Raw genomic sequence first — 23,133 nt, 5'->3', positions numbered from 1 at the left:
AAGGGCTATGCCACGCGGATCAATCTACACAACACGTTGTTAATAAAAGGCTTGTTACCGCAGCAGCACAGCTGCACAGGTGTTTTTTGTACCATTGGCGACAATCAACCGCTGTCCCCCGGACCGCGCTTTGTTACATTGCCGACATGGACTGAGAACCGTTCTCACCACCACCCAGCAGGTAAGCGGTAAACTCCGCCAGCGGCCGATCAATGATCTGCAGCCCCATGCGCGCGCAGAAACGCTGCTCCTTGGCGGTCGCTTCCGGCAGGAATACCCAGCCGCGCGGCTCCGATGCGCCGTAGCTGATTTCGGTCACTAGCATGCGTTCGGTATCGCGACTCAAAGGAACCCCCAGCAGCAGATATTGCCGACCGGGGCGGTACTGCTTGAGAAACGAGGGAATGGCAAATCCCCCCATCAGTTCGGTCAGGTAATCGACGAAGTCGGCGTCGGAAGCGATAAAACCGGGCTCCGGCTGGCAGCAACCCAGGGGCTTGAACAGGATAGGCAGCGAGGCATCCGCCGCCGCCTCATCGATCGCAGCGTAGGTCTGGCCGTCATATTTAAACAGCTGAAATCGTTTAGCTTTCTCCATAATCCGCGACACCCCCTTGATCAAAAGATGGGGCTGACCGGCATAGCTCTCCAGCAGTTGGCTGTCACGGTTGAGGTCGACCACCCAGTGCGGCGCCAGGTCGGCCAGCGCCTGATGTAAAGGGCTGCGCGTCCAGCGGCGCCCGTACAGCTGGGTCAGGAATCGGGTAACCGCCGCCTGCCCTCGCCGCTGCTCCAGATGCTGGGCGGCACGGGAAAACTCATACATCAACCGCGGCATCATTTCACGACCGCCGTTCATCGCCAAGATCAAGCTGCGGCTGTCGGCAGGCATTGGTTCCTGAGTGGACGGGTCAACGGCCCCCTGCAGGGCACCGGCGCCAAGTACCGGCACCAGCTCACCACTGACAAGTCCCTCTTTCAATTGATCGAATCTAACCATTAGCTGCTCTCCTCGATTGGCACTGGGTATTGCACTGCAAAAACTTATCCAACTCGGGGGTAAACCAGGTCGTAATACCGACAAAGGTTGTGGTGATTGGCATTAGCACGACAAAGACAACCTGTAACCATTTAATAAAAACAACGACTTATACGTGGCGCAACCCTTGCAATCAGAAGCTCCGGCGGCACTTTGCCGTCGTGGTTAGAGCAACCAAGGAGAACGTTATGCCTGTCGTAACTTTTCGCGCAAAAAGCGGTAAGAAGGGTGAACAGAAAGTGACCTACGCGGTCGCAGGAAGCCACACGGAGACCGTACTGAAACTGGCACAAAAGAACGATGTGCCGATCGCCTTTGACTGTGAAGACGGTAACTGCGGCACCTGCTGTGTCGATGTAACCGTTCAGGGTGACAAAGCCCCCAAAGGGGGCCACCTGACAGACAAGGAACGCCAGACGCTGGTGGAGATCGGTAAGCTCAAGCGTGCCGAGATAGAAAAGACCTACACAGATGACCTGCCTCCACCCCATCGGCTGGCGTGCCAGCTGATCCTGCGCGACGAAGACGTCACCATCGAGTACTAAGCCGCGCATCGCCCGTGCCTGCACGGGCGAACTTTTCGCTGCCCGCCCACAATCGCCCCGCACTGCTCCAAATCCGACTGCGTTCCGTATATGAAGATGTAGCCAGACCATATGGCTGGGAAGATCACGAAACCGGGGTTGGAGCGATGAACATTTTTGTACTCGACGCGGATATCGAACGCTGCGCCGCCGACCACTGCGATCAGCACGTCAGCAAGATGATCCTCGAAAGCGTGCAGATCCTGTCCACCGTTCGCTATCTCAACGGCGAGTCCGCCCCCTACAAGCCGACTCATGTCCATCACCCCTGTGTCCGCTGGGCCGGAGAGTCGTTGTCGAACTATCTCTGGCTGGCGGAACTGGCCACGGCGCTTAACCGGGAATTCTGCCGCCGCTACGCACGCCCGCGAGATCACGCTTCAATGGCGCCGCTGCGCCAGATCGAGCGCTGCAGTTTGCCAGAGCGGGGGCTGACCCCCTTTGCCCAGGCGATGCCGGAACAGTATCGCGTTGCAGGTGACGCCGTTGCCGCATACCGTCGTTTTTACCTGGCCGACAAGGCCCGGTTCGCCATCTGGAACCACTCACCGGCTCCCGCGTGGTGGCATGCTGCGGAGCTGACCTGTGACTGAGCTTGAGCATCTTTACTACGATGGCCGTTGCCCCTTGTGCCGCCGGGAAATCAGCCAGTTGGCTCGCCTTTGCGATCCGCAGCTGCAACTGGTGGACATCCATCAGCTAGTCAGCAGCGACGACCCCGCCCCAGGGCTGCAACGAGACCAACTGCTGCGTAACCTGCATCTGCGACGCAGTAACGGCCAGTGGCTGGTGGGACTCGCTGCCAATGTCGCCGCCTGGCAACATACCCGCTGGGGCTGGTTATGGCGGCCACTGCTATGGCCCGGCGTATACCCCGTGGCGACGCGTTGCTATGGCTACTGGGCCCGGCGCCGCTACCGACGCCTTTATGGCCAGTGTGACGGGAGCTGCAGCATTGCCGAACAATAACGGCGACGGGGCGGAAAGAGCGCTATCCATACCTGTCCTTAATCCCCTCAGCGTTGGCACAACTCTGGGATATGACTGTTATTTCGGCTCTCGCATTGGCCTGAAAACCAATGTTTGCTAAACCTTTGCAATCCCTTACCCGCCGGGTTGATCGCTCCTCCGGCGTGCTTCTTTTACGATCAGGCCCACCAGTTTTTCGCGGGTGGGGTCGCTTAATTCAGAGCTATAGCGTAGGTTGGCCACGCGAATGGCGTAGCGCCCCTGCTGATCCGGCGCGGCTTCTACCCGCAGGGTATCGGCATCCGCGAGGCGCCAAACGGTAAATTGATAGCTGAGAGGCTCGCCGTTAACACGCTTCAGTTCCGCCTCCGGCCAGCCCTGTCGAACCGCCGCCACGATCACCTGCTCGACCTCGGCGGCACTGAGGATAAAAGGCCCCACCAGCTCACCCTTCGGCATTCTGGGCGATGCGGAACAACCGGCCAACAGCAGCACCAGTACCGCTAACCAGCCGCGCAATATCTGCTGCTTCGACATCATCCAATCCCTGTTCTGCAATCTTCAGCGCCCAACACCTGCGTCCACTTGACGAGTTTTACCAACACTTAAAACAGAGACTTCAGTGTGCCGAGCCGGTTCCGGGTCAACTGATCCAACCAACCGCGCAGCCCGTAGTAATCAACATCGGCTTCTAAGCGGAGAAACTTTATGGAAAAGCGCACGGTAGAGCTGCGTGCTCGCTTCTATGGCGGGCTTGGGGTGCTCCCCTTCGTACTGCTGGGAGCCCTGCTGCCGCTGTGGCCGGTAGCTCAGCAACCGGCCGTCGTGGAGGGTTTTACTCGCTACGGCAGCGTTATTCTGGCGTTCATGGCCGGTGCGCTCTGGCTGCCCTCAGTGCTGGGCCAGCAGAGGCACTCCAGGCAGGGCCTGGCCACCGCCATTCTGCTATCGCTGCTGGCGTTCATGGGCTCACTGCTGCCCGAGCCCTGGTCCTTGCTGGTTCTTGCGGCCGGATTCGCACTGTTGTTGATCTCGGAGTCGGTGCAACTGTGGATGTTGCTCTACCCCAGTTGGTACTGGACCATGCGTATCGGACTCACCGGAATGGTGCTGGTCTGCCATCTGTTGGCGGCCATCTGGCTGTCAAACTGAGACACCATCAGGGTTCCGCATACTCAACAGCACAACTCCACCAGCGGCGTGTCCGGACTGAAGTGATGCCCAAGCTGTGCCAGCAACAGCTCGGCGGTGGCCTGGGCATCGGTTAACGCACAGTGCTGGTGATAGTGCGGCAACCGGTAACGCTGGCGGCTGTCGGCCAGGCGAATCGACGGCGGCCGCCGGCCCAGCAGGCGATTCAGCAGGCTGGTGTTGCGCCGGTGCCAGCGTGATTCCAGCTCCATGGTGTCAATCACCGGCAGTTCGATCCCCTCGCCCAGCCTTACCCGCAGGGCCGCGTCGAGGAAGCGACGTTCAATCTCCCGGTGGTGTACCACCACCACACGCCCTGCCAGCGCTTCCAGCAGCGGCTGTAACAGCGCGTTGAGGTCAGGAGCCCGTGCCAGATCAGCGTGGGTGATGCCATGCACCACCACTGACTCCTCGCGCAGCACGCTGCGCGGTTTGACCACCCAGTGCCGGGCCGCCGAACTGCAAATACGTTCGAGGCTGAAGGGCACCAGGCCGATACTGACGATGCCGTCCCGCGCGGGATCAAGCCCGGTCGTCTCAAAATCCAGCGCCACGAGCGGTACCTCGGCGATCGGCGTATCCAGCGCCACCACGCCGGCGCCATAGAACGCACGCAGACGTGGATCCCTTGCCTGCACGGCCAGATCCCGGAAGCGAGCGGGCCAGTCGACCCGCTCAGGCTCACGGGAGTTAGGTTGAGGCTCGGGCGGCAGGAACAACATCGGTCAGCCCGCGCGGTTCGGTGTGTAGCGGTAGGTCAGAAACTTTTGCGCGTTACTCAGAATCTGGAAGGCATCCTTGAGATGTTTACGCTCGAACTCCGACAGGTTTTCGGGTTCGACGTTATTATCCGGTTCCTGTCCGGTATCAAGATCCAGCGCCTGGTGGCGAATGCGCACCATGGCGATAAACTCCAGCGCGTCGCGCAGATCCTGGCCGCGCCCGGGGGGCAGAATGCCCGCGTCAATCACATCATGGAGACGCGAAAACGCGTTCAGCGACGTGGAGCCGACCGCCAGCGCATGGACCCGGATCAGGTCATTCAGCGGTGCGGTGCCGCGCCGTTTGATATTGATGGAGTTGCTGTGGCGGCCGTCGGTCTCCATCACGAAGTCCTTGAAAAAGCCCAGCGGAGGCGTCCGCAGCACCGCATTACGTGCCATACAGGCCAGAAAACGCGGGTGCTGGCCCGCTTTGCTGACGATCATGTCGTAGAGGTCTTCAGCCCAACGCAGTTCTCCCCAGACCCCGTTCAGGTCAAAGAAGACCGAACTGTTGAGCAGAAACTGGGGCGTCGGCTGCTCGATCCACTGGGTAAAAGTAAGGCGCCAGTCACTGAGCCTCTTGCGCCACTCTGGATTGGTCGCCATGATGCCGCCGCTGCAGTAGGGGTAGCCACACTGGTTCAGGCCGTCGCTGACAAAGGCCGCCAGACGACTGAAGTAGCCATCGTGCAGCGCCGGCTCAAAGCTATCGTCAAGAATCATGGCATTATCCTGGTCCGTGACCAGCGTCTGATCATCCCTTGCCATGGAGCCCAGAGCGACAAAGCAGTAAGGTACCGGAGGCGGCCCCAGACGCTCTTCGGCCAGTTCCAGCAGGCGCTGCTTGAAACTCCTGCCGATCACCGCCAACGCGGTACCGATCATGTGGGAATTGGCATCCTCATTAACCATCCGTTGAAAGCAGGCCTGTACATCAGGCAGTAACGCCGCAAGCTCCTCGGCACTCTGCTGGCGATGAATACTGTTAACCAGAAACAGACTGTTCTGCGATTCGTGGCGGATGATATCGGCCAGCTCCACGACCCCTTGCGGCTGGTTCTTACGCATCACTGGCAGATGATGGACATTGGCCTTGAGCATAGTCAGCATCGCTTCAAACACCAGCTGATCGCTGTCGGCACAGATCGGATCCGGGGTCATGATGGCGGTCACCGGTGAGTCGTACGCCAGCCCCTCACACACCAGGCGGTCACGAATATCACGATCGGTAACAATCCCCTGCATCCGCCCGCTAGCGCCATCCACCACCAGTGCCGCCGATACCACCTCCGCCGACATCTGCAGTGCTACGGCCTGAGCGGCCGTATCAGGAGCCACCAGCAGCGGCGCCCGGTGTAGCAGCGACTGCACCGGCGCGCTGAGCAGGTCGTTGGCGTCTTCACGCCGGGCTACCGCCTGGCGCAGTCGGGTACGGTCCTCGACCTCAACAAAATCCGCGAAGTAATCGTGCTGTTCGAACAGGCGCAGAAACTCCGCCGCCGGTAACAGGTAAACCAGGGTGTCTTCCAGCGCACGCACGGGAAAGCGCACCTTGCCCGCACGCAGCAGACCAAATTCACCAAAGATCCCCCCCTCACTCAGGCGGTTATAGAGTTCGCCGCTACGGCGCAACACCTCCACCGCACCACTGCGAATGATGTACAGCGCATCAACCGGGGCGCCAAAGTCGAGAATCGGGGTACCCGCTTTGAAATAGGCCACGTCGAGGGTCGACACCGCCTGCTCAAGACTGTCATCCGGCAGTTGGTCAAACGGCGGGTGACGGCGCAAGAAGTCGAGAAACTCGTGATGCTCTGGCTGCATAAGGATCCGATCTCGAAGCAGAGTCAATAACGCCCGGCGCATTGCCGGGCGTCAGGCTACCCTGTTTATGGTAACTCAGCCGGTGGCGGCAACAGAAGCCGCCACCGGCCCGGCGCTCAGCTGCGCGGTTCCGACGCCAACCCCTTGATCAGCGCCACACAGGACATCAACAGCACCAGGGTGAAGGGGAAACCGGTGGATACGGCCATCGCCTGCAGCGCCACCAGTCCACCACCAAGAATCAGCGCGATCGCTACCAATCCTTCAAAGGTGCACCAGAACACGCGCTGCGGCGTGGGTGCATCCACTTTACCACCGGCGGCGATTACGTCGATCACCAGCGAACCCGAGTCCGACGAGGTAATAAAGAACACCACTACCAGGATAATGGCGATAAACGAAGTGATCTGCGCCAGCGGTAACACATCCAGCATGGTGAACAGCTGCAACGGCAGTGCGGCTTCGGTCACTGCGGTATAGCCCTCATTGACTACCTGACTGATGGCGGTGCCACCAAATACGCTCATCCACAGCACACAGGCCAGCGAGGGCACCAGCAGCACCGACACGATAAACTCGCGTACTGAACGTCCCCGGGATACCCGGGCGATAAACATCCCGACAAAGGGTGACCAGGAGATCCACCAGGCCCAGTAGAACGCGGTCCACCCCTGGGAGAAGTTAACGTCTTCACGGCCGAACGGATTTGACAACGCCGGCAGATGGGTGAGGTAGCTACCCAGATTACTGAAGAAACCGGTCATGATCGCCAACGTCGGCCCCACGACCACCACAAACACCAGCAGCAACGCCGCCAACACCATATTGATTTCGGACAGCCGCTTGACCCCGGCGTCGAGACCCGCCAACACCGACAACAGCGCGATGGCGGTAATCAGCACCACCAGCACGATTTGGGTGGTGTTTCCTTCCGGTATGCCAAACAGGTAATTCAGCCCTGCCGAAGCCTGCGAGGCACCAAAACCGAGGGAGGTGGCTAGCCCGAACAGGGTCGCCAGCACCGCCAGAATATCGATCACGTGGCCGGGCCAGCCCCACACACGCTCACCCAGCAGCGGGTAAAACACCGAGCGCATGGTCAGGGGCAACCCCTTGTTAAAGGAAAAAAGCGCTAACCCCAGCGCCAGCACCGCGTAGATTGCCCAAGGGTGCAGCCCCCAGTGGAAGATGGTGGCCGCCATCCCCAGACTCGCGGCGGCTTGGGTATCACCCGCGGCCGCTGCCAGCGGCGCCCAGTCGGTACGCACGCCGTTTTCAACGCTGGTACCTCCCAGTGAGCTGCTGAAGTGCGACAGCGGCTCGGACACGCCGAAAAACATCAACCCGATTCCCATCCCGGCAGCGAACAGCATTGAGAACCAGCCCAGATAGGAGTAATCCGGGGTAGCTTCGGTGCCTCCGAGACGAACCCGTCCCAGCGGCGAAAATGCAACCCCGAGACAGACCAGCACGAAGATGTTACCGGCCCCCAGAAAGAACCAGTCAAGATTGGAGGTTAACCAGCCGCGTAACCCCTGAAACATGGGTTCGACCTGATTGTGGAATGCCAGGGTCAACACCACGAAGGCGATGATGCCGAGGGCCGAGATGGCGAATACGCGGTTATGGATATCGAGCCCGAACGGGCCGACATTCACCACCACGTTATCCTGCCCCACCTGATAGTCGGTGTCGATCGGGTTCACTTCGCCGTCCGGGACCATTGGATCTTTGGTGTCCGTCACTAGATGACTCCTTAATTCGGTTAGACCTGTAATGTTCAACCCATCTATTGTAAGCCATGAGGGAACAATTCGCTGTGGAAAAACTAACCAGACGGTCGGCTTTTCACTCGCATAACCATTGGTTGTCAAACTAAAATCGGGTTGCTTCGGCACGATGGCGCATCGCTGCTCAAGCCGGAAGCAACATCAGACAGGTATGGATGGACGGCATTCAGAATACGGTGGAGCGATCAGCCACCTTTGCAGTAGCGATCGGAGAAGTCGACGGTGTCGCAGCCCGGTTTGGGCGTAAAGACCACCATCACCCGTTTGTCGTCGAGGGGTTGTACCTTCCAGTCAAAGCAGCCGCGCACCCGGTCATAGAGCCCCAGCGGCTCGAAGCCGTTGATCATAACCAGCGTTTCGCCGGTTTGCGCAATGCGCTGCAGCCCCGCCATGGCGTTGATCATCGGCACCGGGCAGTCACATCCGGTGCTGTCAAACTCAATCACCTGCTGGTGACCGGAACAGTAGTGCCAGAAAGGCAGCGTGGCGTCATCAAGTGCCAGGGGTCTTTTAGTCATGCAACTCACAGTGATAGCCGTTGCCCGGTCCCGCCGGGTGCAGCAAGCGACCGATAGTAGCATCGTCTGCCCGCTCCAGGCGGCGCTCGCGTACTGCGCGAACCGCGTCGCCAATGGCTGTATCCGGGTCGCCCAGTGCAAAGGCGCTGATACCCTGATGACGCAGCCACCCATAGAGCTTATCACCGAGATGACGAAATACCACCGTATCAACCCCCGCATCGGCCAGAAAACGGCTCAGTCCCTTGCCGCTGCCACGTGCTGTGTTGGGCAGCGTGCAATGCCACTCGCCGCGATCATCGTAGAGGGCAAAGTAGGCAACATCGCCAAAAAACTGCGACACACGGGCCTGCGATAAATAAGACAAATCGACGGGAATGGCAATCATAAGCAGCTCCTTTCAGCCACGCGAACTGGTGAGGCGCGCAGCAAACGCAGAACAAGGTGACAGACCGGCCCTGCAACAGGTTTAGGCGACATGGAGCGCAGGGCCGATCCATCGATATAGCCTTTGCAAAGGACGGGCCAGCCGGAGAAGCTGTTAAACGGGGCTTAGCCACCCGGGTTGCTGTGAGGTTCAGTACAAAACCGCCACAAGCCGCACACTTTTGTTGGATTATTAACCCGCGGGTTTATAGATTGACACGGGGGTGCGGCAACGTTGGCCGCCTGGGCTATGGGAGCATCCGCAGGGCCAATCACTTAGCACAGTCGCCCCTCTCATCCTCAACCACAGGACGCGGGCAAGCCTCCTGTCCAGCCAGCGGCGTCCCCAGCAAAGCCTGCAACAACTGCGGATCGAAGCCGGCCAGATAGTGCTCCCCGATCTGCATCAGGGGCCGCCGAATCAACAGGGGCTCTTGCAGCAGCAGCCCCAGCGCGACCTCGGCATCGAGCTGGTCCGGGTTGAGGACGCCATTTTTGATCGCCGGCGCGCTGCGGTTAAACCAGTCCGCGACAGTAAGGTCGCGCAGAAATGGGGTCAGCCGATCACGGCTCCAGGGATAGGCGAGCAGATCGATCTCATCGACCTGGTGTCCTGCGCGCTCCAACTCCCGTCGCTGACGCCGGTTACCGATGCAGCCAGGCTTAGCGTAAAACAGGATTCTGGACATCAGCGCTGCGCCGCTTTCAGCGCCTTGACCGCGCGCTGCCACTCCTGGCAGGCCTTGTAGGTGGCTTCAGCCAGCTGCGGCAGCTCCTCAAAACCTGCCGGCAAACGCTCTTCCGCCAGGTCGTGCAACTGCATCGCCCATTCGCTGGCCATCCGCTTACGCTTCTTCACCTCTTTTTCCAACTGCAGTAGTTCAGTCATCGGTTCGTCCTCGCTTCAGCTCGTTCAATCTACACAGTTTTCGCTGCAAAGCTTGTGCCCGGATTTTTTTTGTCGCGGCTTAACCCCGTTCTTGCCGGATCGACGTCTGTAGGGAAAAACAGCGAGGAAACACCGATGAACCTGCCCTTTCATGCTCACCCCAGCACACGGCTGCTCACCATCCTGCTCATCAGCAGCGCGCTACTAAGCGCCTGCAGCGGCGACCGGATCGACTCAAGACAACTGGGCAAGGCCCCGGATCATGATACGACGCGGCTCTCTGCGGTTGACGCAGAACCAGTGGTAGAAGGTGACAGCGGCGAAGCTAAAACGCACCGGTCGCAAGTACGCCCCCCGCAACCGACGGCCAAGCGTTATCAGGAGCGCGCCGACAGGGGGCATGAATTCGCGGGACAAAGCTACGCTCCTCCCTCCCCTTGGCAGCCGATGGTGCCTCACGAACTAACGCGCGAGCGCTACGCCGGTTTTAACGACAATCCCAGCTACCGGGTCAGCGACGATCCGCTCAGCACCTTTGCCATCGACGTGGATACCGCCTCCTACACGCTGGCGCGGCAATCCCTCGGCCGCGGACAGCTGCCCGCGCCAGAAAGCGTGCGCACTGAAGAGTGGGTCAACTTTTTCCGCTACGACTATCCCCGCCCCAGCGACCGGACGATGCCGTTCAGCGTCACCACCGAACTGGCGCCGGCGCCCTGGGACAGCGACAAACAGCTGCTATTGATAGGACTCCAGGGTTACGAAGTACCCAATACCGAGCTGCCACCCTTGAACCTGACCTTTCTGATCGACGTCTCAGGCTCCATGAGCGCGGCCAATAAGCTGCCTCTGGCCAAACAGGCGCTGAAACTGCTTACCGCCCAGCTGCGTCCCGAGGACCGGGTGGCTATCGTGGTCTATGCCGGTGCCGCGGGTCAGGTGCTGCCATCAACCCCCGGTGATCAGCGGCAGACTATCCTCAATGCATTGGAACACCTGCATGCGGGCGGTTCCACCGCCGGCGGCGCCGGTATTCAGCTGGCCTATGCCACCGCGCGCCAACATCATCGCCCCGACGGTATCTCGCGGGTAATCCTGCTCTCCGACGGTGACTTCAACGTCGGCACCACCGACACGGCGGCACTGAAGCGACTGGTGGCCAAAGAGCGCCAGTCCGGGGTGTCACTGTCGGTATTGACCTTCGGGCGCGGCAACATCCGAGACGAACTGATGAACGCACTGGCGGAAACCGGCAACGGCAACGCGGCCTTTATCGACAACGCGCACGAAGCACGCCGGTACCTGGTGGATCGAATGAGCGGCTCAATGATGACCATCGCCAAGGACGTGAAAGTCCAGCTCGAGTTCAACCCCGCTGCTGTGGCCAGTTACCGGCTGCTTGGCTACGAGACCCGCCACCTGGCCGATCAGGATTTTGACAACGACCGCAAAGACGCCGGAGAAATCGGCGCCGGGCACAGCGTCACCGCCCTGTACGAACTGACCCTGACAGATTCGCCCGCACTGCGCCTGCCTGAACTACGCTATCAACCGCAACCGACCCAACCAGCAGCAACTACCGAGCACGAAATTGCCTTTCTGAAACTGCGCTACAAACAACCGGGAGGCAACCAGAGCCAACTGATCAGCCAGCCAGTCACTCGGGAGTTGCACCATGAAGGTCTGGAGCACGCCAGTGCCAACCTGCGCTGGGCTGCTGCGGTGGCAGGTGCGGCTCAATTGGCTCGCGGACTGTTCACCCGCGATGACTGGAGTTACGACGACAGCATCCGCCTCGCCACCGGTGCCGCTGGCAACGATAGCGAGGGCTACCGTCGGCAGTTCATACATCTGATGCGAACCGCGGCGGCGCTGCCACCAAGCTTTGCACTCCAGCACGAATTCGAGAGCACTAATTAAGCCTGTAACAGACCGGATCAATGATCTATATTCTTCTCAACATCACCAAGGAGCGGTCCATGAAAGCAGGATACAGCCCTCGCAGGGTCACCGGGTTCACGCTGATAGAGCTGATGATGGTGGTCGCCATCATCGGTATCCTTGGCATGCTGGCGATGCCCAGCTATCAACGCTACGTTAACGAAGCGAAGGCAGCCCAACTGCTGGTGGATATTCACCGCATCGCTCTGGCGTACCACGACGCCCGCTACGAGTATCCGGACCGCGCCGCCAAGGACCCGCTGTTTGCAAGCAGCAAGCTTGGTCAGGCTCCCGCCCACTTTGGAGATCTGCAGCCGCTGTATCAGAATATCGAAGGGATGCAGCTAGGCTCTCAGTTCGCCAACCACACCGGCTTTTTCCAGTTTGCCGACGACGCTCTTATTCCGGTGCTCTACGTCAAGGCACCCAACCCCCAAGCCTTTGCCCTGCTGCATGCGCTGGATCATGTGCTGGAAAGTAAGCACACCTTTGTCACCCCAGAGATCATGCTCGTAGCCTTGGCAGAACCCAACCGCTCGCCGGTGCTGGCCAGCCTGTCACAGCATAAGCAACCGGTAGTTCCCACTACATCCGTTGGTACTGGCACTGGTACGGGTACTGGCACGATTACTGGCACGGGCACGGGTACGGGTACGGGTACTGGCACGGTTACTGGCACGGGCACGGGCACGGGCACGGGCACGGGTACTGGCACGGGCACGGGCACGGGTACTGGCACGGTTACTGGCACGGTTACTGGCACGGTTACTGGCACGGTTACTGGCACGGGCACGGGCACGGGTACCGGCAACAGCGCCGGTAGTGGCACCAGCCAGCCTCAGGCCAACCTGAACTGGCCGCCGGGATGGGTCAAGCACCCCTGGCAACATCAAAATCAAAACCACGGCCACAACAACTGACCACCTATCGCGAGATCATCATGTCATCCGAGAAGAAACACAGCGCTAGCTGGAACGACAATATCGACCGCGCCATGCAGCAGATCGACCGCCCCGCCGTCGCCAACAACAGTCGCAGGCTGTCGATAACACTGCCTAACTGGGCAAACTACGCCGTCTTCCTGATTCTGGGGATGCAGGTGTCCCATTTTCTGGTTGCCGGTGAAACAACCCACCCGGTCGCCGACGACCACGATTACTATACCGGCGCGCGGGTAGCGATGTTGATGGTGGCTGAAGACATTGAGCGGCAACGAGACCTCACCGGGCAGCTGCCGGATACGATCCCCGGAGGGCTGGGTCTGGCACTGAATGTCAGCTATGAGAAACGGGACGACGGCCACTACGTTCTCACCTACAACGACGGTAGCGGTGCGGTCGAGTTCGATGGTCGGCTGCGCCAGTTTGGGCTGGATACGGTAAGATGACAAAACCCTCCACGCCGCAATACCGCTGGCTCTCGCAGCTCTGTAACAAGCACCAGCCAGCAACAACAGAATTGACGCTCAGCGGTACGATCGAGGATGCCTGGGCGCAAGCCGCCCAGCATCTAGCCTGCACCCCTGAGCAACTAGCGGCAATGATCGCGACCGACTACGGTTTCGCCACCGCCGAACTTCCGGAGAACAGTCGCTCTGAGCTTTTTCGGCTGGTTCCTCGAGCCATTGCAGAACGGTTGTTGCTGTTTCCCTTGAGCGAGACTAACCATCATTTAACCGTTGCCTGCGCCGATCCCTTCAACGATGAGGCGCGTTCGGTCATCGGATTTCTCACCGCTGCCAGCTACGACATCGCAATTGCGCCGCCGGAACAGATTCGGCTCTGGATCGATCAACGCTACGATACCGTCGAGCATGCCAGCAGCGTCAGCTTAAAAAACAGACCGGACCCTCTGGCGGCGGGCAATAGCGGCTATAACGCCGAGGCTGATTCAGCCATCGTTGCGATGGTGTCAGACATGTTGCTGGAAGCGCACTCCCAGGGGGCCAGCGACATCCACCTGGAGCCCTTTCTCGACGGCGGTGCAATTCGCTATCGTATTGACGGGATGCTGCGCAAAGTCACTACACTACCTGCGCCGGTGTTCGTGCATATGCTGCAGCGCGTGAAGGCCACCTGTGGCATGAATGTCGCTACCCGGCTGGTTCCTCAGGACGGCGGCGCTTCCGTTAACCTCAACGGAGCAGACGTTGATCTCAGGGTTTCAACGATCCCGGTCAGCGGCGGCGAAAAAGCGGTGATCCGCTTACTTAGCAAAAGTGCATCCGGTACGATCGACGCCATCGGTTTGCCGACCACCGAGGAAGCGGCATTGCGCCGCATCGTCAGTCACCCCAACGGCATACTGCTGATCACCGGGCCCACCGGGTCAGGAAAAACCACCACGCTCTACAGCATTCTCAAGGAACTCAATACCTTTGAGCGCTGCTTGGTCACCGTTGAAGATCCGGTCGAGTACCAGATCGACGGCATCGCCCAAATCGCGGTCAATCGGCCACAAAACGTCACTTTCGCCACCGCCCTGCGCGCGATTTTGCGGCAAGACCCGGATGTGGTGCTGGTTGGCGAAACCCGCGACCATGAAACAGCTGAAATTGCCTTTCAGGCAGCCCTGACCGGACACTTGGTAATGTCCACCCTGCATACCAACGATGCTATCGCCACCGTACCCCGGCTGCTGGACCTGCAGATCCACCCAGCAATTCTGGCTGACTCGATCCGCGGCTTGGCGTCGCAGCGACTGGTGCGCTCGCTCTGCCCGCACTGCGCCAGCGACACCCCGACAAATCGTGATACGCAAAGCCTCCGTTTCAAGGCCTACGCGCCCGACGCACCACTGCGCGTAGCCAGAGGCTGCGACGCATGCCAAAAAACCGGCTATATCGGCCGCTTCCCGCTGCTTGAAGTGGTTGAGGTCAGTGCGGAAATAGCAGATGCCATCCGTCGTGGCGACGATACCGTTACATTACGAGCGATCGCGGACCAACAAGGAAATCGGCCGATGGCAGTCATCGCCGCTGACGCGATCCAGGCCGGCCGCACCAGTGCTGAAGAGGTGCACCGGGTGATGGGCGAAGCGTTCTGGTCGCACCTGCCGACCCGCTAGCAACCTCTGGTGAGCATAACCGACGATAACGCATTGATGCACGCTTTCGCCCGCGGGCAGACGGACGCGTTCGACAGGCTCTATGACCGTTACCGAGCGCCGCTACTGAGGTTCTACCGCCGCCAGACCGGATCTGCGGAAACTGCTGAAGAATTACTGCAGGAAGCCTTTATGCGCCTGATAAGGACGCGCGACAGCTTTCCTCATGACACTCCCTTCCGCCTTTACTTCTGGCGCCTGGCGCGCAACCTGCTGATCGACCATTATCGTCGCCAGCATCGCAGCCTGCCAGCCTCCTACGGCGATTTTCATCCCGAGCAGGTGGCTGCCGACGAGCGGGTACAACCCGACCGTGAAGCTTGCTGCGGCCAACAGGTGAATCGACTGCTGCAACTGATCAGCGAACTGCCCACCGCCCAGCGCGAGGCGTTTCTATTGCGAGAGGAAACCGGAATGGGGCTGGAAGAGATCGCCCAACTGACCGACAGCAGCCGCGAAACCGTAAAAAGCCGTCTGCGCTACGCCGTTGGCAAACTGCGCCAAGGCATGGAGGAGTTCACCCGTGAGTGACGACGACCTGGATCGTTATCTGGCCGGCGACTCGGAGCTGTCCAGCCTGTATAACCAAAGCCGGACCGACGCCCGCCCTTCGGCACTGACCGAAGCCCGACTGCTGCGAGCGGCGCGCGAGACCGCACCTGTTCAGTCTCCGCGGCCTCAGGCGCGGCGCTGGTGGCTGCCGGTATCGGCTGCCGCCTCCATGGTGCTGGCCACCAGCCTGTACCTGCTGCAACCGGATTCGGCGTTATATTCGCCTGCCGAACTGCCTCCCCGGGACGATGCACTGCGCCTGCCGCGTTCATCTCAGCCTGCCGCGGATGCGGCCCGGTTCGAGGCAAAAGACGCAGCAAGGGAAGCCAAGTCCCGCTCGGTCATGGCAGAAAAAGCGGCCGTCCCCGGCTCCCTGAAATCAGCATCACCCACGGCCGCAAAAAGCGCAGTCGCCGAGCAAGATTCAGCGTCCGGTCTGCCGACCTCGGAGGCACAGCTGCCGCGGCGCCTCAATACCCCCACGGAGTCGGCAACGGTTCAATCCCTGGTCGACGCTGCCCCCAACCCCGCTAGCGCTGGCGATCCAATGCCACCGCAGGTTTGGCTGCAACAGATCACCGAGCTGCTGCTATCGGGTCAGCGGCAAGCGGCCAGCACCGCCCTGGCGGCCTTTCATCGGCAGTACCCGGGCTATCCGCTGCCGGCGGCAATCACCGACAGTCTGGGGTCCGAAGAGTCGCGCTGAGGTCAGCCGAAACGGGCGATGAACAACCAGCCAGGGAGGTATGGGTCCACCCGGTCACGGGTCCAGCCGGTAGCCGTGCGCGCGGATAATGGCGCGAGCCTCATCGGAACGCAGAAAGCGGAGAAACTCCCGCGCCTGCGGATTGTCGGCGCCACGATTCAGCAGCACGGCATCCTGGCGGATCGGGTCATACAACGAAAGCGGAACTATCCAGCCGCTTCCCCGCCGGATCTCCCCCTGCTCCAGCACTTGTGACAAGGCGACAAAACCGTACTCGGCATTGCCGCTGGCAACGAACTGGTAGGTCTGGGCAATGTTCTCACCCTGCACCCGGCGAGAGAGCGTCAGCTGATCGAGTTGCAGCCGTTGCAGCACCTGTTCAGCGGCCATGCCATAGGGTGCCAGGCGCGGGTTGGCCAGCGCCAGATAACGGTAGCTGTCGCCTGCCAGCAGGGATTGCGGTTCCTCAGGCAGATTAAAACGCAGCGACCACAACACCAGTTGCCCCTCGGCATAGGTGAAACGGCTGCCGGCAACCGCAACTCCCGCCGCCTCCAAGCGCACCGGCTTGTCCTGATCCGCCGACAGCAGCAGATCAAACGGAGCTCCATTAACGATCTGGGCATACAGTTTGCCCGACGAGCCATAGGCCACCCGCACAGGCTGGCCACCTTGCTGCTGGAAGCGCTCGACCAACGCCTTCATCGGCGCAATAAAATTAGCCGCTACGGCTACGTTCAAGTTAGCCGCCGAGGTACTCAAACTCAGACAGCACAGGCTGAGCAGCAGCCACAACCGCCCGCGTACTCCTCTTTTCAACATGGCAAGCTACCTCTCTGAATCCTTGACCGGGTCTACCTGCCACGCAGCAATCGCTGTGCCAGCGTCTACCAACAGCGCCAGCAGCGCTACCACGGGGCTCCGATGCAGGTCCGCGCTGTCCGGTTGGCAACATGATGCAGCCATTGTGGGGTAACGCACATTGATCTTGATTAATTACCGCGGACTGCGAAGATAGCGACAGCATGATTCACTACACTAAGACAATCATAATCCCCCTGCTCTCAAACTCAGCGACAAGGACGACCGATGCCCGTAGCGTATCAGATTGATACCCACCAGCGGCTGGTGTGCATCAGCGCGACCGGTACGGTCACTGTTGCCGAGTTACTCGCGCTGTTTGACGCCATTCGCGGGGATACGGACTTCACCCCCGACTGCTCCCTGTTCAGCGATTATCGCGGCATTCGCCCCCTGGACCTGGATGTCGATGGTATCGACGCGCTGGCACAAAACGCGGTAGATATCGAACCTCACCGCTGCCGTATCATTCTGGTCGACAACACACTGAACTACGGCATCGGCCGAATGTATCAGTCGCACATGGAGATCTACGCCAAGACTCCCGCCCTGATCACCTCAAGCCTGACCACCGTGCGCGACGAGCTGACCAGAGTCGGAATCGATTACAATCGGGTGTGCCAGATGATCGGCTCATCATCGTTACCCAACACCCGCTAACCGATACAGGCTTGCCACCGATGCGCACACCGCTGATTCTGATTGCCGACGACGAAGCGTCCATCCGCCGCATGTTCGGCCGCGCGCTGCAGCGCTGGGGCTATCGCGTGCTGGAAGCGGAAAACGGCGACCAGGCGCTGGGGCTGGTGCGCGCAGAAGATCCGGACCTGCTGCTGCTCGACTTGCGCATGCCCCATACTGATGGTTTTGAGGTGCTACAGCGACTGGATCCGCTGTTGCGGGAGCTGCCGGTGATAGTGATCTCCGGCAACGCCGAAATCAAAGACGCCCTTGAAGCCCTGCGCAGTGGCGCTTACGATTTTCTACTTAAACCTCTCGACGACCTCAATATTCTTCGCCATACCATCGAACGAGCGCTCAACTGGCGTACCCTGACCCAGCAAAGCCGCCACTATCAACAGCAGCTTGAAGCCGATGTGGCGGAGCGCACCGCGGAGCTTCACGCGCTCTCGCAGCATCTGGAACGGGTTCGTGAAGAGGAAAAACGGCACATTGCCAAAGAGGTGCATGACGAGCTAGGAGTGACACTCACCGCACTCAGCATGGACGTCAGTTGGCTGCAACAAAACCTGCCCGCAAACAACGATAGCTTGATGCATAAAGTGGCCGACATGAAAGCACTGCTGGCCGAGGCGGTGCAAACATCCCGCCGCATCATCAGCGACCTGCGCCCCAGTGTCCTTGACAACCTGGGGCTGATCGCGGCGCTGGAGTGGCAAGCCAAGAGTTTCAGCGACCGCTATGCTATCGACTGCCAGGTTCGCAGTGACGGCGATGACGAGGCACTCAGCGAGGACAGCCGCATCACCCTGTTTCGAATTTTTCAGGAAGCGCTGACCAACACCGCCAAGCACGCCGATGCCGACGAGATCCGCGCGGTGCTGCTACTGCAGCCGGAACGCGCCATTTTGTCAATTCACGATAACGGCTGCGGCTTCGATCCGAACAATGTCGCCCTGACCTCCCACGGATTGCGTGGCATCCGGGAGCGGGTACGCCAGCGCCGAGGCGAGTTTGAGATCGAATCATCACCAGGGGCCGGCACCGGGATAACCGTGTCACTGGCCCTGCAACCCGAGGAGCAACGCGCATGACCCATCTGCTGATCGCCGACGACCACGCCGTGGTCCGCAAAGGCATGATTCAGATTCTTCGTGACGCCGGCGTGGATGCAGAGATCACCGAAGCCAGCGATGGCCACCAGGCACTGCAGGCGGTGCGCGAACAGCGCTTCGACGCCCTGCTGCTGGATATATCCATGCCCGGCAAGAGTGGTATCGATGTCCTCAAACAACTGCGCGCTCAGGACGACCACACTCCGGTACTGGTGCTCAGCATGTATGCTGAGGAACAGTACGCTCTGCGGCTGATCCGCGCCGGTGCTGCCGGTTACCTCACCAAGGAAAGCGCCCCGGATCAGTTGGCCACCGCGGTACGTATGGTGGTTCAGGGTAAGCGCTACATCAGCCCGGAAGTAGCCGAACTGCTGGCCGATTCTCTCAATCAACGCCAGGCCGACGCCGACGACGACAGCAACCGTCATACCCAACTGACCGACCGCGAGTTTCAGGTTTTCCTTCAGCTTGCCCGCGGCCTCGGGCCCACCGAGATCGGTCAGCAGATGAATCTCAGCGTCAAGACCATCGCCTCCTATCGCAGCCGCATTCTGCAGAAGATGGGGCTGCGTACCAATGCTGAGCTAACCCTCTACGCCAACCGCAACGCCATGCTTTGAACCGGTTGTAGGATATTTCCTACAGCCGCTTTCAGCCCTTTCCTACCGCAACAATCCGTACCTTCCGATAGTTCTACTTGCCCGCTGACGTCACTATGAGCGTCATGGAAAAGGCGCTACACGCCTCTCGCAAAACGACGTAGAAAGAGTTAACCACATGCCGCTGTTTGATCACCCCTCCGCCATTCATCAACTCAGTAACCAGGAGTTGCTGCAGCAGTTTGAACAGGAGCTGTTAACCATCCAGCCGCATAGTTCGCTCTACACCATGATGTCGACGTTACGGGAGCTGGCAACCCGCTTCTACGAAGAGGGTCAACTGGAGGCTTGCCGTTTCGTCGAGATGATGGAACGTGCAGTCGATAGCGCCCGGCAAGATCGTCGCCACCTGAACGCGGAGTTCGTTCAAACCCTGATGAACTGTCAGTACTTTCTGCTGGGCAAATTGGAGCAAGGGGATTCACTGCGCTTCAACACCGGCGATGTGGAGTACCGGGGAGTCAAAATTGGTGCCAGCCTGCTGCAACTGGCCAGCAGGGCATCCACCAATGCCACCTACTTTGTCACCGCACCCACGAAAGGCAATAACCATGACCATTAAACAGAAATTGATCGGCCTGACCGCCATCACCCTCGTTTCACTGCTGGCGCTGCTGGCTTTGATGCAGTTCAAGAGCAACACCATTACCAAACTACGTGATGCAGAGGCGCTGGCAATGGAGGTGGAAACCGACCTGCTGGCACTGCGCCGCCTGGAACAGACTTTCTTTGTAAGCAAAGATATCGCACTACAGCAACAATTCACCCAGCAGGTGGCGGAAACCCAGCAAGACCTGGCGGAAATCAGTCAACTGACCCAAGACCTGGGGTTGGAGATCGACATCCAGCCGTTACACGCCGCCTTTGACAGCATGAACACCACCTTTACCGCACTGACCGCGTTGCAGACGGAGATCGGTCTCAATTCCAAAGAGGGCCTTTACGGCACCCTTCGCAGCGCCGTGCACGACGCCGAAGAGGTGGTTCGTGAGCAGCGGGACAGCACCCTGCTGGCCGGAATCCTGATGCTCCGTCGTGCTGAAAAAGACTTCATGCTGCGCCGGGACGGCAAGTATCTGGACAAGTTCGAAGCCAGCCTCTCCACCACCCTTGCCGGCATGGAGATGTCACGCCTGTCCAACTTTGTCCGCAGCCGAGTCAGCGAAACTCTGAACCTCTATGCCGAGGATTTCCGCGCACTGGTGGCTGCCGAGCAGCGCATTGGCCTGGCGCCGACCGAAGGCCTGCGCGGCGAGATGGGCAACGCCATCGCCAACGCGGAAGCGCTGGTGGAATCAACCGAGCAACAACTCATCACTACTCTGCATGAGCGCGGCCAGCGCCTCGAAGCGATCATCTGGAGTCTGGTTGCCGCCACTGCTTCCTTGCTGCTGGCGCTGACTGTCTGGCTCGGTCGCGGCATTCTCCAGCCGGTTCAAGCGTTGGGGCAGCGGATGCAACAGATCACCGATAGCCGCGACCTCAGCATCCGTGCCGACGACAGCGGCAAAGACGAGCTGGCTGATATGGCAGGCCATTTCAATGCCATGCTGGGCTCGTTCCAGAGCACCGTGAAAGAGGTGCTCTCAGCGTCTGATCAGATGAGCGCGGCCGCTGAAGAGCTCTCCGCCATTACCCTGCAGACCAGTACTGGTGTTGAACAGCAGCGTCAGGATATCGAGCAGGTTGCAGCGGCCCTGATGCAGATGGGCGCCACCCTGGAAGAGGTCGCCAGCAACACCGAGCTGGCCGCCAACTCCGCTCAAGAAGCGGACCGCCGCGCCAATCATGGTATCGAGGTGGTCGACAAAAGCATTCAGCGCGTCTATAGCATGGCGGAGCACGCCAAGCGCGCTACCTCCGTGGTCAACGAACTGGAAGAGAAAAGTGAGAACATCAGCAGCGTACTGGGGGTGATCAAAACCATTGCCGAACAGACCAATCTGCTGGCCCTGAACGCTGCCATTGAGGCTGCACGCGCCGGTGAACAGGGCCGCGGATTCGCGGTTGTTGCCGACGAAGTCCGGGTGCTGGCCAAGCGCACTCAGGATTCCGCAGTAGAGATCGAAGAGATGATCGAATCTCTCCACCAGGGCACCCAACGGGTCGTCAGCGTGATTCAGGAAAGCAGCAGCATTGCCGATGAAAGCGTGGCCCATGCCCGCGATGCATCCCAGTCACTGACTGAAATTACCGCGGCGATCTCTCAAATCCTGTCTATGAGCACCCAGATTGCGGCGGCAACGGAAGAGCAAGCCACGGTCGCCAACGACATCAACCAGAACGTGGTTAATATTAAAACCGTTACCGATGAATCAACCGCCGCTGCGCAGCAGAGCGCCACCGCCGGTTGCCAGGTCGCAGAGCAGGCCCATCGCCTGCACGACAGCGTGCGCCTGTTCGTAGCTTGAGGCCCCCGACCATGCAGATGCTTAACATCAAAAACAATGAAGATCTGTCGATGGAAACCCGACTGCTGGTCGTCGATGACGAATCGGCTATCCGCACCCTGTTGAGCCGCATCCTGACCCGCCAGGGCTATCAGGTCATTGAGGCGGCCAACGGCACCGAAGCTCTGGACGTACTGCAGACCGAACCGTCACTGCGGATCATCCTTACCGACCTCCGGATGCCGGTTTGTGGCGGCATCGAGTTTATCGCCAATGCTACCGAACGCTTTCAGCGCCAGTTCGAGTTTATTGTGCTGACCGGCGATGGCGACAAGCACGATGCCATCCAGGCGATGCGACTGGGCGCACGGGAGTTTCTGGACAAACCGGTGACCCGTCAGGAACTGACCTGCGCGGTCAGCAGCGCCCATCAGCGCCTGCAGCAGCGCGACCGGGAAATAGAGCGCCTGCGCAGCAGCGAAATGACCCGTTTACAGCAAGCGTCGCAACTGGACGACAGCGACGAGCAGCTGGTCAGCCGGCTGGCCACCGTGGCCCAATACCGCGATGTCGAAACCGCTGAGCACTGCATTCGCGTCGGTCGCGGAGCCGCCCATCTGGCGCATCTGGCAGGCTATGACACGGCGTTCCAACATCAGCTCGAACTGGGCGCAATTCTGCACGACATTGGCAAAATCGGCATCCCCGATGCAATTCTGTTCAAAGAGGGTCGTCTGAGCGAGACTGAATTTCAGGTGATGGAAACCCACACCGAGATCGGCTACCGGATGCTGTCCGGCAGCGCCAACCCGGTGATTCAACTGGCAGCCGATATAGCCCGTTATCATCATGAGCGCTGGGATGGCAGTGGCTATACTCTAGGACTCGAAGGTGAAGCCATCCCCCTTGCTGCGCGCATAGTCAGTATCATCGACGTGTATGATGCACTGCGTAGCAAGCGCCGCTACAAAGAGGCTTTCAGCCACGAGCGCGCGGTGTCTATCATCACCGAGGGCGATGGTCGCACTGCGCCAAGCCACTTTGAACCCGAGCTGCTGGCGCTGTTCAGGAATCATCATCGGGATTTTGAAAACCTTTACAGAGAACTGCCTGATAAGGAAATCTGAGC

Annotated in this window: 26 protein-coding genes; 16 read left to right on the top strand and 10 right to left on the bottom strand. The window is 59.8% G+C overall.

The features are described from left to right. Positions 1 to 133: 133 nt before the first annotated feature. Positions 134 to 1,000, bottom strand: coding sequence for an SIR2 family protein (locus JJQ76_RS01085; RefSeq protein ID WP_210394768.1), 867 nt, complete (start codon positions 998 to 1,000; stop codon positions 134 to 136). A gap of 227 nt (positions 1,001 to 1,227) precedes the next feature. Between JJQ76_RS01085 and JJQ76_RS01080 the strand changes: the two genes are divergently transcribed. From JJQ76_RS01080 to JJQ76_RS01070, 3 genes are all read left to right on the top strand, one after another. Continuing rightward, positions 1,228 to 1,584: a 2Fe-2S iron-sulfur cluster-binding protein gene (locus JJQ76_RS01080; RefSeq protein WP_210394766.1), complete on the top strand. Its 357-nt coding sequence runs from the start codon at positions 1,228 to 1,230 to the stop codon at positions 1,582 to 1,584. 146 nt (positions 1,585 to 1,730) lie between these two features. Then, positions 1,731 to 2,216, top strand: coding sequence for a pyrimidine dimer DNA glycosylase/endonuclease V (locus JJQ76_RS01075; protein WP_210394765.1), 486 nt, complete (start codon positions 1,731 to 1,733; stop codon positions 2,214 to 2,216). Next, positions 2,209 to 2,592 (top strand): thiol-disulfide oxidoreductase DCC family protein, encoded by a 384-nt coding sequence (locus tag JJQ76_RS01070; RefSeq protein WP_210394763.1) that lies wholly within the window; start codon positions 2,209 to 2,211, stop codon positions 2,590 to 2,592. The genes JJQ76_RS01075 and JJQ76_RS01070 overlap by 8 nt, the downstream gene beginning before the upstream one ends. 135 nt (positions 2,593 to 2,727) lie before the next feature. Here the strand turns inward: JJQ76_RS01070 and JJQ76_RS01065 are convergent, their stop codons facing one another. Further along, positions 2,728 to 3,129, bottom strand: a complete 402-nt coding sequence (locus JJQ76_RS01065; protein WP_210394761.1) for a hypothetical protein — start codon at positions 3,127 to 3,129, stop codon at positions 2,728 to 2,730. A 171-nt stretch (positions 3,130 to 3,300) separates the two neighbouring features. Between JJQ76_RS01065 and JJQ76_RS01060 the strand changes: the two genes are divergently transcribed. After that, positions 3,301 to 3,744, top strand: a complete 444-nt coding sequence (locus JJQ76_RS01060; RefSeq protein WP_210394759.1) for a DUF3429 domain-containing protein — start codon at positions 3,301 to 3,303, stop codon at positions 3,742 to 3,744. A gap of 23 nt (positions 3,745 to 3,767) precedes the next feature. On the opposite strand, the gene JJQ76_RS01055 is transcribed toward JJQ76_RS01060, so the two are convergent. The 7 genes from JJQ76_RS01055 to JJQ76_RS01025 form a co-directional block, all read right to left on the bottom strand. Next, positions 3,768 to 4,505, bottom strand: coding sequence for a 3'-5' exonuclease (locus JJQ76_RS01055; protein WP_210394758.1), 738 nt, complete (start codon positions 4,503 to 4,505; stop codon positions 3,768 to 3,770). A gap of 3 nt (positions 4,506 to 4,508) precedes the next feature. Continuing rightward, positions 4,509 to 6,371: a DUF294 nucleotidyltransferase-like domain-containing protein gene (locus JJQ76_RS01050; protein ID WP_210394756.1), complete on the bottom strand. Its 1,863-nt coding sequence runs from the start codon at positions 6,369 to 6,371 to the stop codon at positions 4,509 to 4,511. A 116-nt stretch (positions 6,372 to 6,487) separates the two neighbouring features. After that, positions 6,488 to 8,095, bottom strand: a complete 1,608-nt coding sequence (locus tag JJQ76_RS01045; protein ID WP_210395474.1) for a BCCT family transporter — start codon at positions 8,093 to 8,095, stop codon at positions 6,488 to 6,490. A 251-nt stretch (positions 8,096 to 8,346) separates the two neighbouring features. Then, positions 8,347 to 8,679: a hypothetical protein gene (locus JJQ76_RS01040; protein WP_210394754.1), complete on the bottom strand. Its 333-nt coding sequence runs from the start codon at positions 8,677 to 8,679 to the stop codon at positions 8,347 to 8,349. Then, entirely contained in the window at positions 8,672 to 9,067 is a 396-nt protein-coding gene (locus tag JJQ76_RS01035) for a NifB/NifX family molybdenum-iron cluster-binding protein (RefSeq protein ID WP_210394752.1), read from the bottom strand. The genes JJQ76_RS01040 and JJQ76_RS01035 overlap by 8 nt, the downstream gene beginning before the upstream one ends. 310 nt (positions 9,068 to 9,377) lie before the next feature. Beyond that, positions 9,378 to 9,794 carry an ArsC/Spx/MgsR family protein gene (locus JJQ76_RS01030; RefSeq protein ID WP_210394751.1) on the bottom strand — a complete coding sequence of 139 codons (417 nt, stop codon included), beginning with the start codon at positions 9,792 to 9,794 and terminating at the stop codon, positions 9,378 to 9,380. After that, complete coding sequence (locus tag JJQ76_RS01025) at positions 9,794 to 9,994, bottom strand: CCE_0567 family metalloprotein (protein ID WP_210394749.1); 201 nt, start codon at positions 9,992 to 9,994, stop codon at positions 9,794 to 9,796. The genes JJQ76_RS01030 and JJQ76_RS01025 overlap by 1 nt, the downstream gene beginning before the upstream one ends. A 135-nt stretch (positions 9,995 to 10,129) precedes the next feature. Here JJQ76_RS01025 and JJQ76_RS01020 point away from each other — a divergent pair, with 135 nt between their 5' ends. From JJQ76_RS01020 to JJQ76_RS00995, 6 genes are read left to right on the top strand one after another with little or no spacing between them, the layout of a single operon-like run. Then, positions 10,130 to 11,914 carry a vWA domain-containing protein gene (locus JJQ76_RS01020; protein ID WP_210394747.1) on the top strand — a complete coding sequence of 595 codons (1,785 nt, stop codon included), beginning with the start codon at positions 10,130 to 10,132 and terminating at the stop codon, positions 11,912 to 11,914. 59 nt (positions 11,915 to 11,973) lie between these two features. Next, a complete protein-coding gene (locus JJQ76_RS18060; RefSeq protein WP_210394745.1) occupies positions 11,974 to 12,855 on the top strand; it encodes a type IV pilin protein in 882 nt (293 codons plus the stop codon). Between the two features lie 20 nt (positions 12,856 to 12,875). Next, entirely contained in the window at positions 12,876 to 13,322 is a 447-nt protein-coding gene (locus tag JJQ76_RS01010; RefSeq protein WP_210394744.1) for a hypothetical protein, read from the top strand. After that, positions 13,319 to 15,001 (top strand): GspE/PulE family protein, encoded by a 1,683-nt coding sequence (locus tag JJQ76_RS01005; protein ID WP_210394742.1) that lies wholly within the window; start codon positions 13,319 to 13,321, stop codon positions 14,999 to 15,001. The genes JJQ76_RS01010 and JJQ76_RS01005 overlap by 4 nt, the downstream gene beginning before the upstream one ends. Positions 15,002 to 15,010: 9 nt before the next feature. Further along, positions 15,011 to 15,571: a sigma-70 family RNA polymerase sigma factor gene (locus tag JJQ76_RS01000; RefSeq protein WP_210394740.1), complete on the top strand. Its 561-nt coding sequence runs from the start codon at positions 15,011 to 15,013 to the stop codon at positions 15,569 to 15,571. Next, on the top strand, positions 15,564 to 16,298 hold the full coding sequence (locus JJQ76_RS00995) for a hypothetical protein (protein WP_210394738.1): 735 nt from the start codon (positions 15,564 to 15,566) through the stop codon (positions 16,296 to 16,298). The genes JJQ76_RS01000 and JJQ76_RS00995 overlap by 8 nt, the downstream gene beginning before the upstream one ends. A 54-nt stretch (positions 16,299 to 16,352) precedes the next feature. Here the strand turns inward: JJQ76_RS00995 and modA are convergent, their stop codons facing one another. Beyond that, entirely contained in the window at positions 16,353 to 17,120 is a 768-nt protein-coding gene (gene modA / locus JJQ76_RS00990) for a molybdate ABC transporter substrate-binding protein (protein ID WP_210394736.1), read from the bottom strand. A gap of 267 nt (positions 17,121 to 17,387) precedes the next feature. Between modA and JJQ76_RS00985 the strand changes: the two genes are divergently transcribed. The 6 genes from JJQ76_RS00985 to JJQ76_RS00960 all read left to right on the top strand — a co-directional run bounded on the left by JJQ76_RS00985 (position 17,388) and on the right by JJQ76_RS00960 (position 23,131). Next, positions 17,388 to 17,819: a hypothetical protein gene (locus tag JJQ76_RS00985; protein WP_210394734.1), complete on the top strand. Its 432-nt coding sequence runs from the start codon at positions 17,388 to 17,390 to the stop codon at positions 17,817 to 17,819. 20 nt (positions 17,820 to 17,839) lie between these two features. After that, positions 17,840 to 18,934, top strand: coding sequence for an ATP-binding response regulator (locus tag JJQ76_RS00980; RefSeq protein WP_210394732.1), 1,095 nt, complete (start codon positions 17,840 to 17,842; stop codon positions 18,932 to 18,934). Further along, complete coding sequence (locus JJQ76_RS00975; RefSeq protein ID WP_210394731.1) at positions 18,931 to 19,575, top strand: response regulator; 645 nt, start codon at positions 18,931 to 18,933, stop codon at positions 19,573 to 19,575. Before JJQ76_RS00980 ends, JJQ76_RS00975 begins: the two co-directional genes overlap by 4 nt. A 157-nt stretch (positions 19,576 to 19,732) precedes the next feature. Beyond that, positions 19,733 to 20,176, top strand: coding sequence for a hypothetical protein (locus JJQ76_RS00970; RefSeq protein WP_210394729.1), 444 nt, complete (start codon positions 19,733 to 19,735; stop codon positions 20,174 to 20,176). Beyond that, positions 20,166 to 22,025, top strand: coding sequence for a methyl-accepting chemotaxis protein (locus tag JJQ76_RS00965; protein WP_210394727.1), 1,860 nt, complete (start codon positions 20,166 to 20,168; stop codon positions 22,023 to 22,025). Before JJQ76_RS00970 ends, JJQ76_RS00965 begins: the two co-directional genes overlap by 11 nt. A gap of 11 nt (positions 22,026 to 22,036) precedes the next feature. After that, entirely contained in the window at positions 22,037 to 23,131 is a 1,095-nt protein-coding gene (locus JJQ76_RS00960; protein WP_210394725.1) for an HD-GYP domain-containing protein, read from the top strand. Positions 23,132 to 23,133 lie beyond the last annotated feature (2 nt).

The sequence above is a fragment of the Motiliproteus sediminis genome, assembly GCF_017912535.1.
Taxonomy (GTDB): Bacteria; Pseudomonadota; Gammaproteobacteria; order Pseudomonadales; family Balneatricaceae; genus Motiliproteus; species Motiliproteus sediminis.
This window is presented reverse-complemented; position numbering and strand designations above follow the sequence as displayed.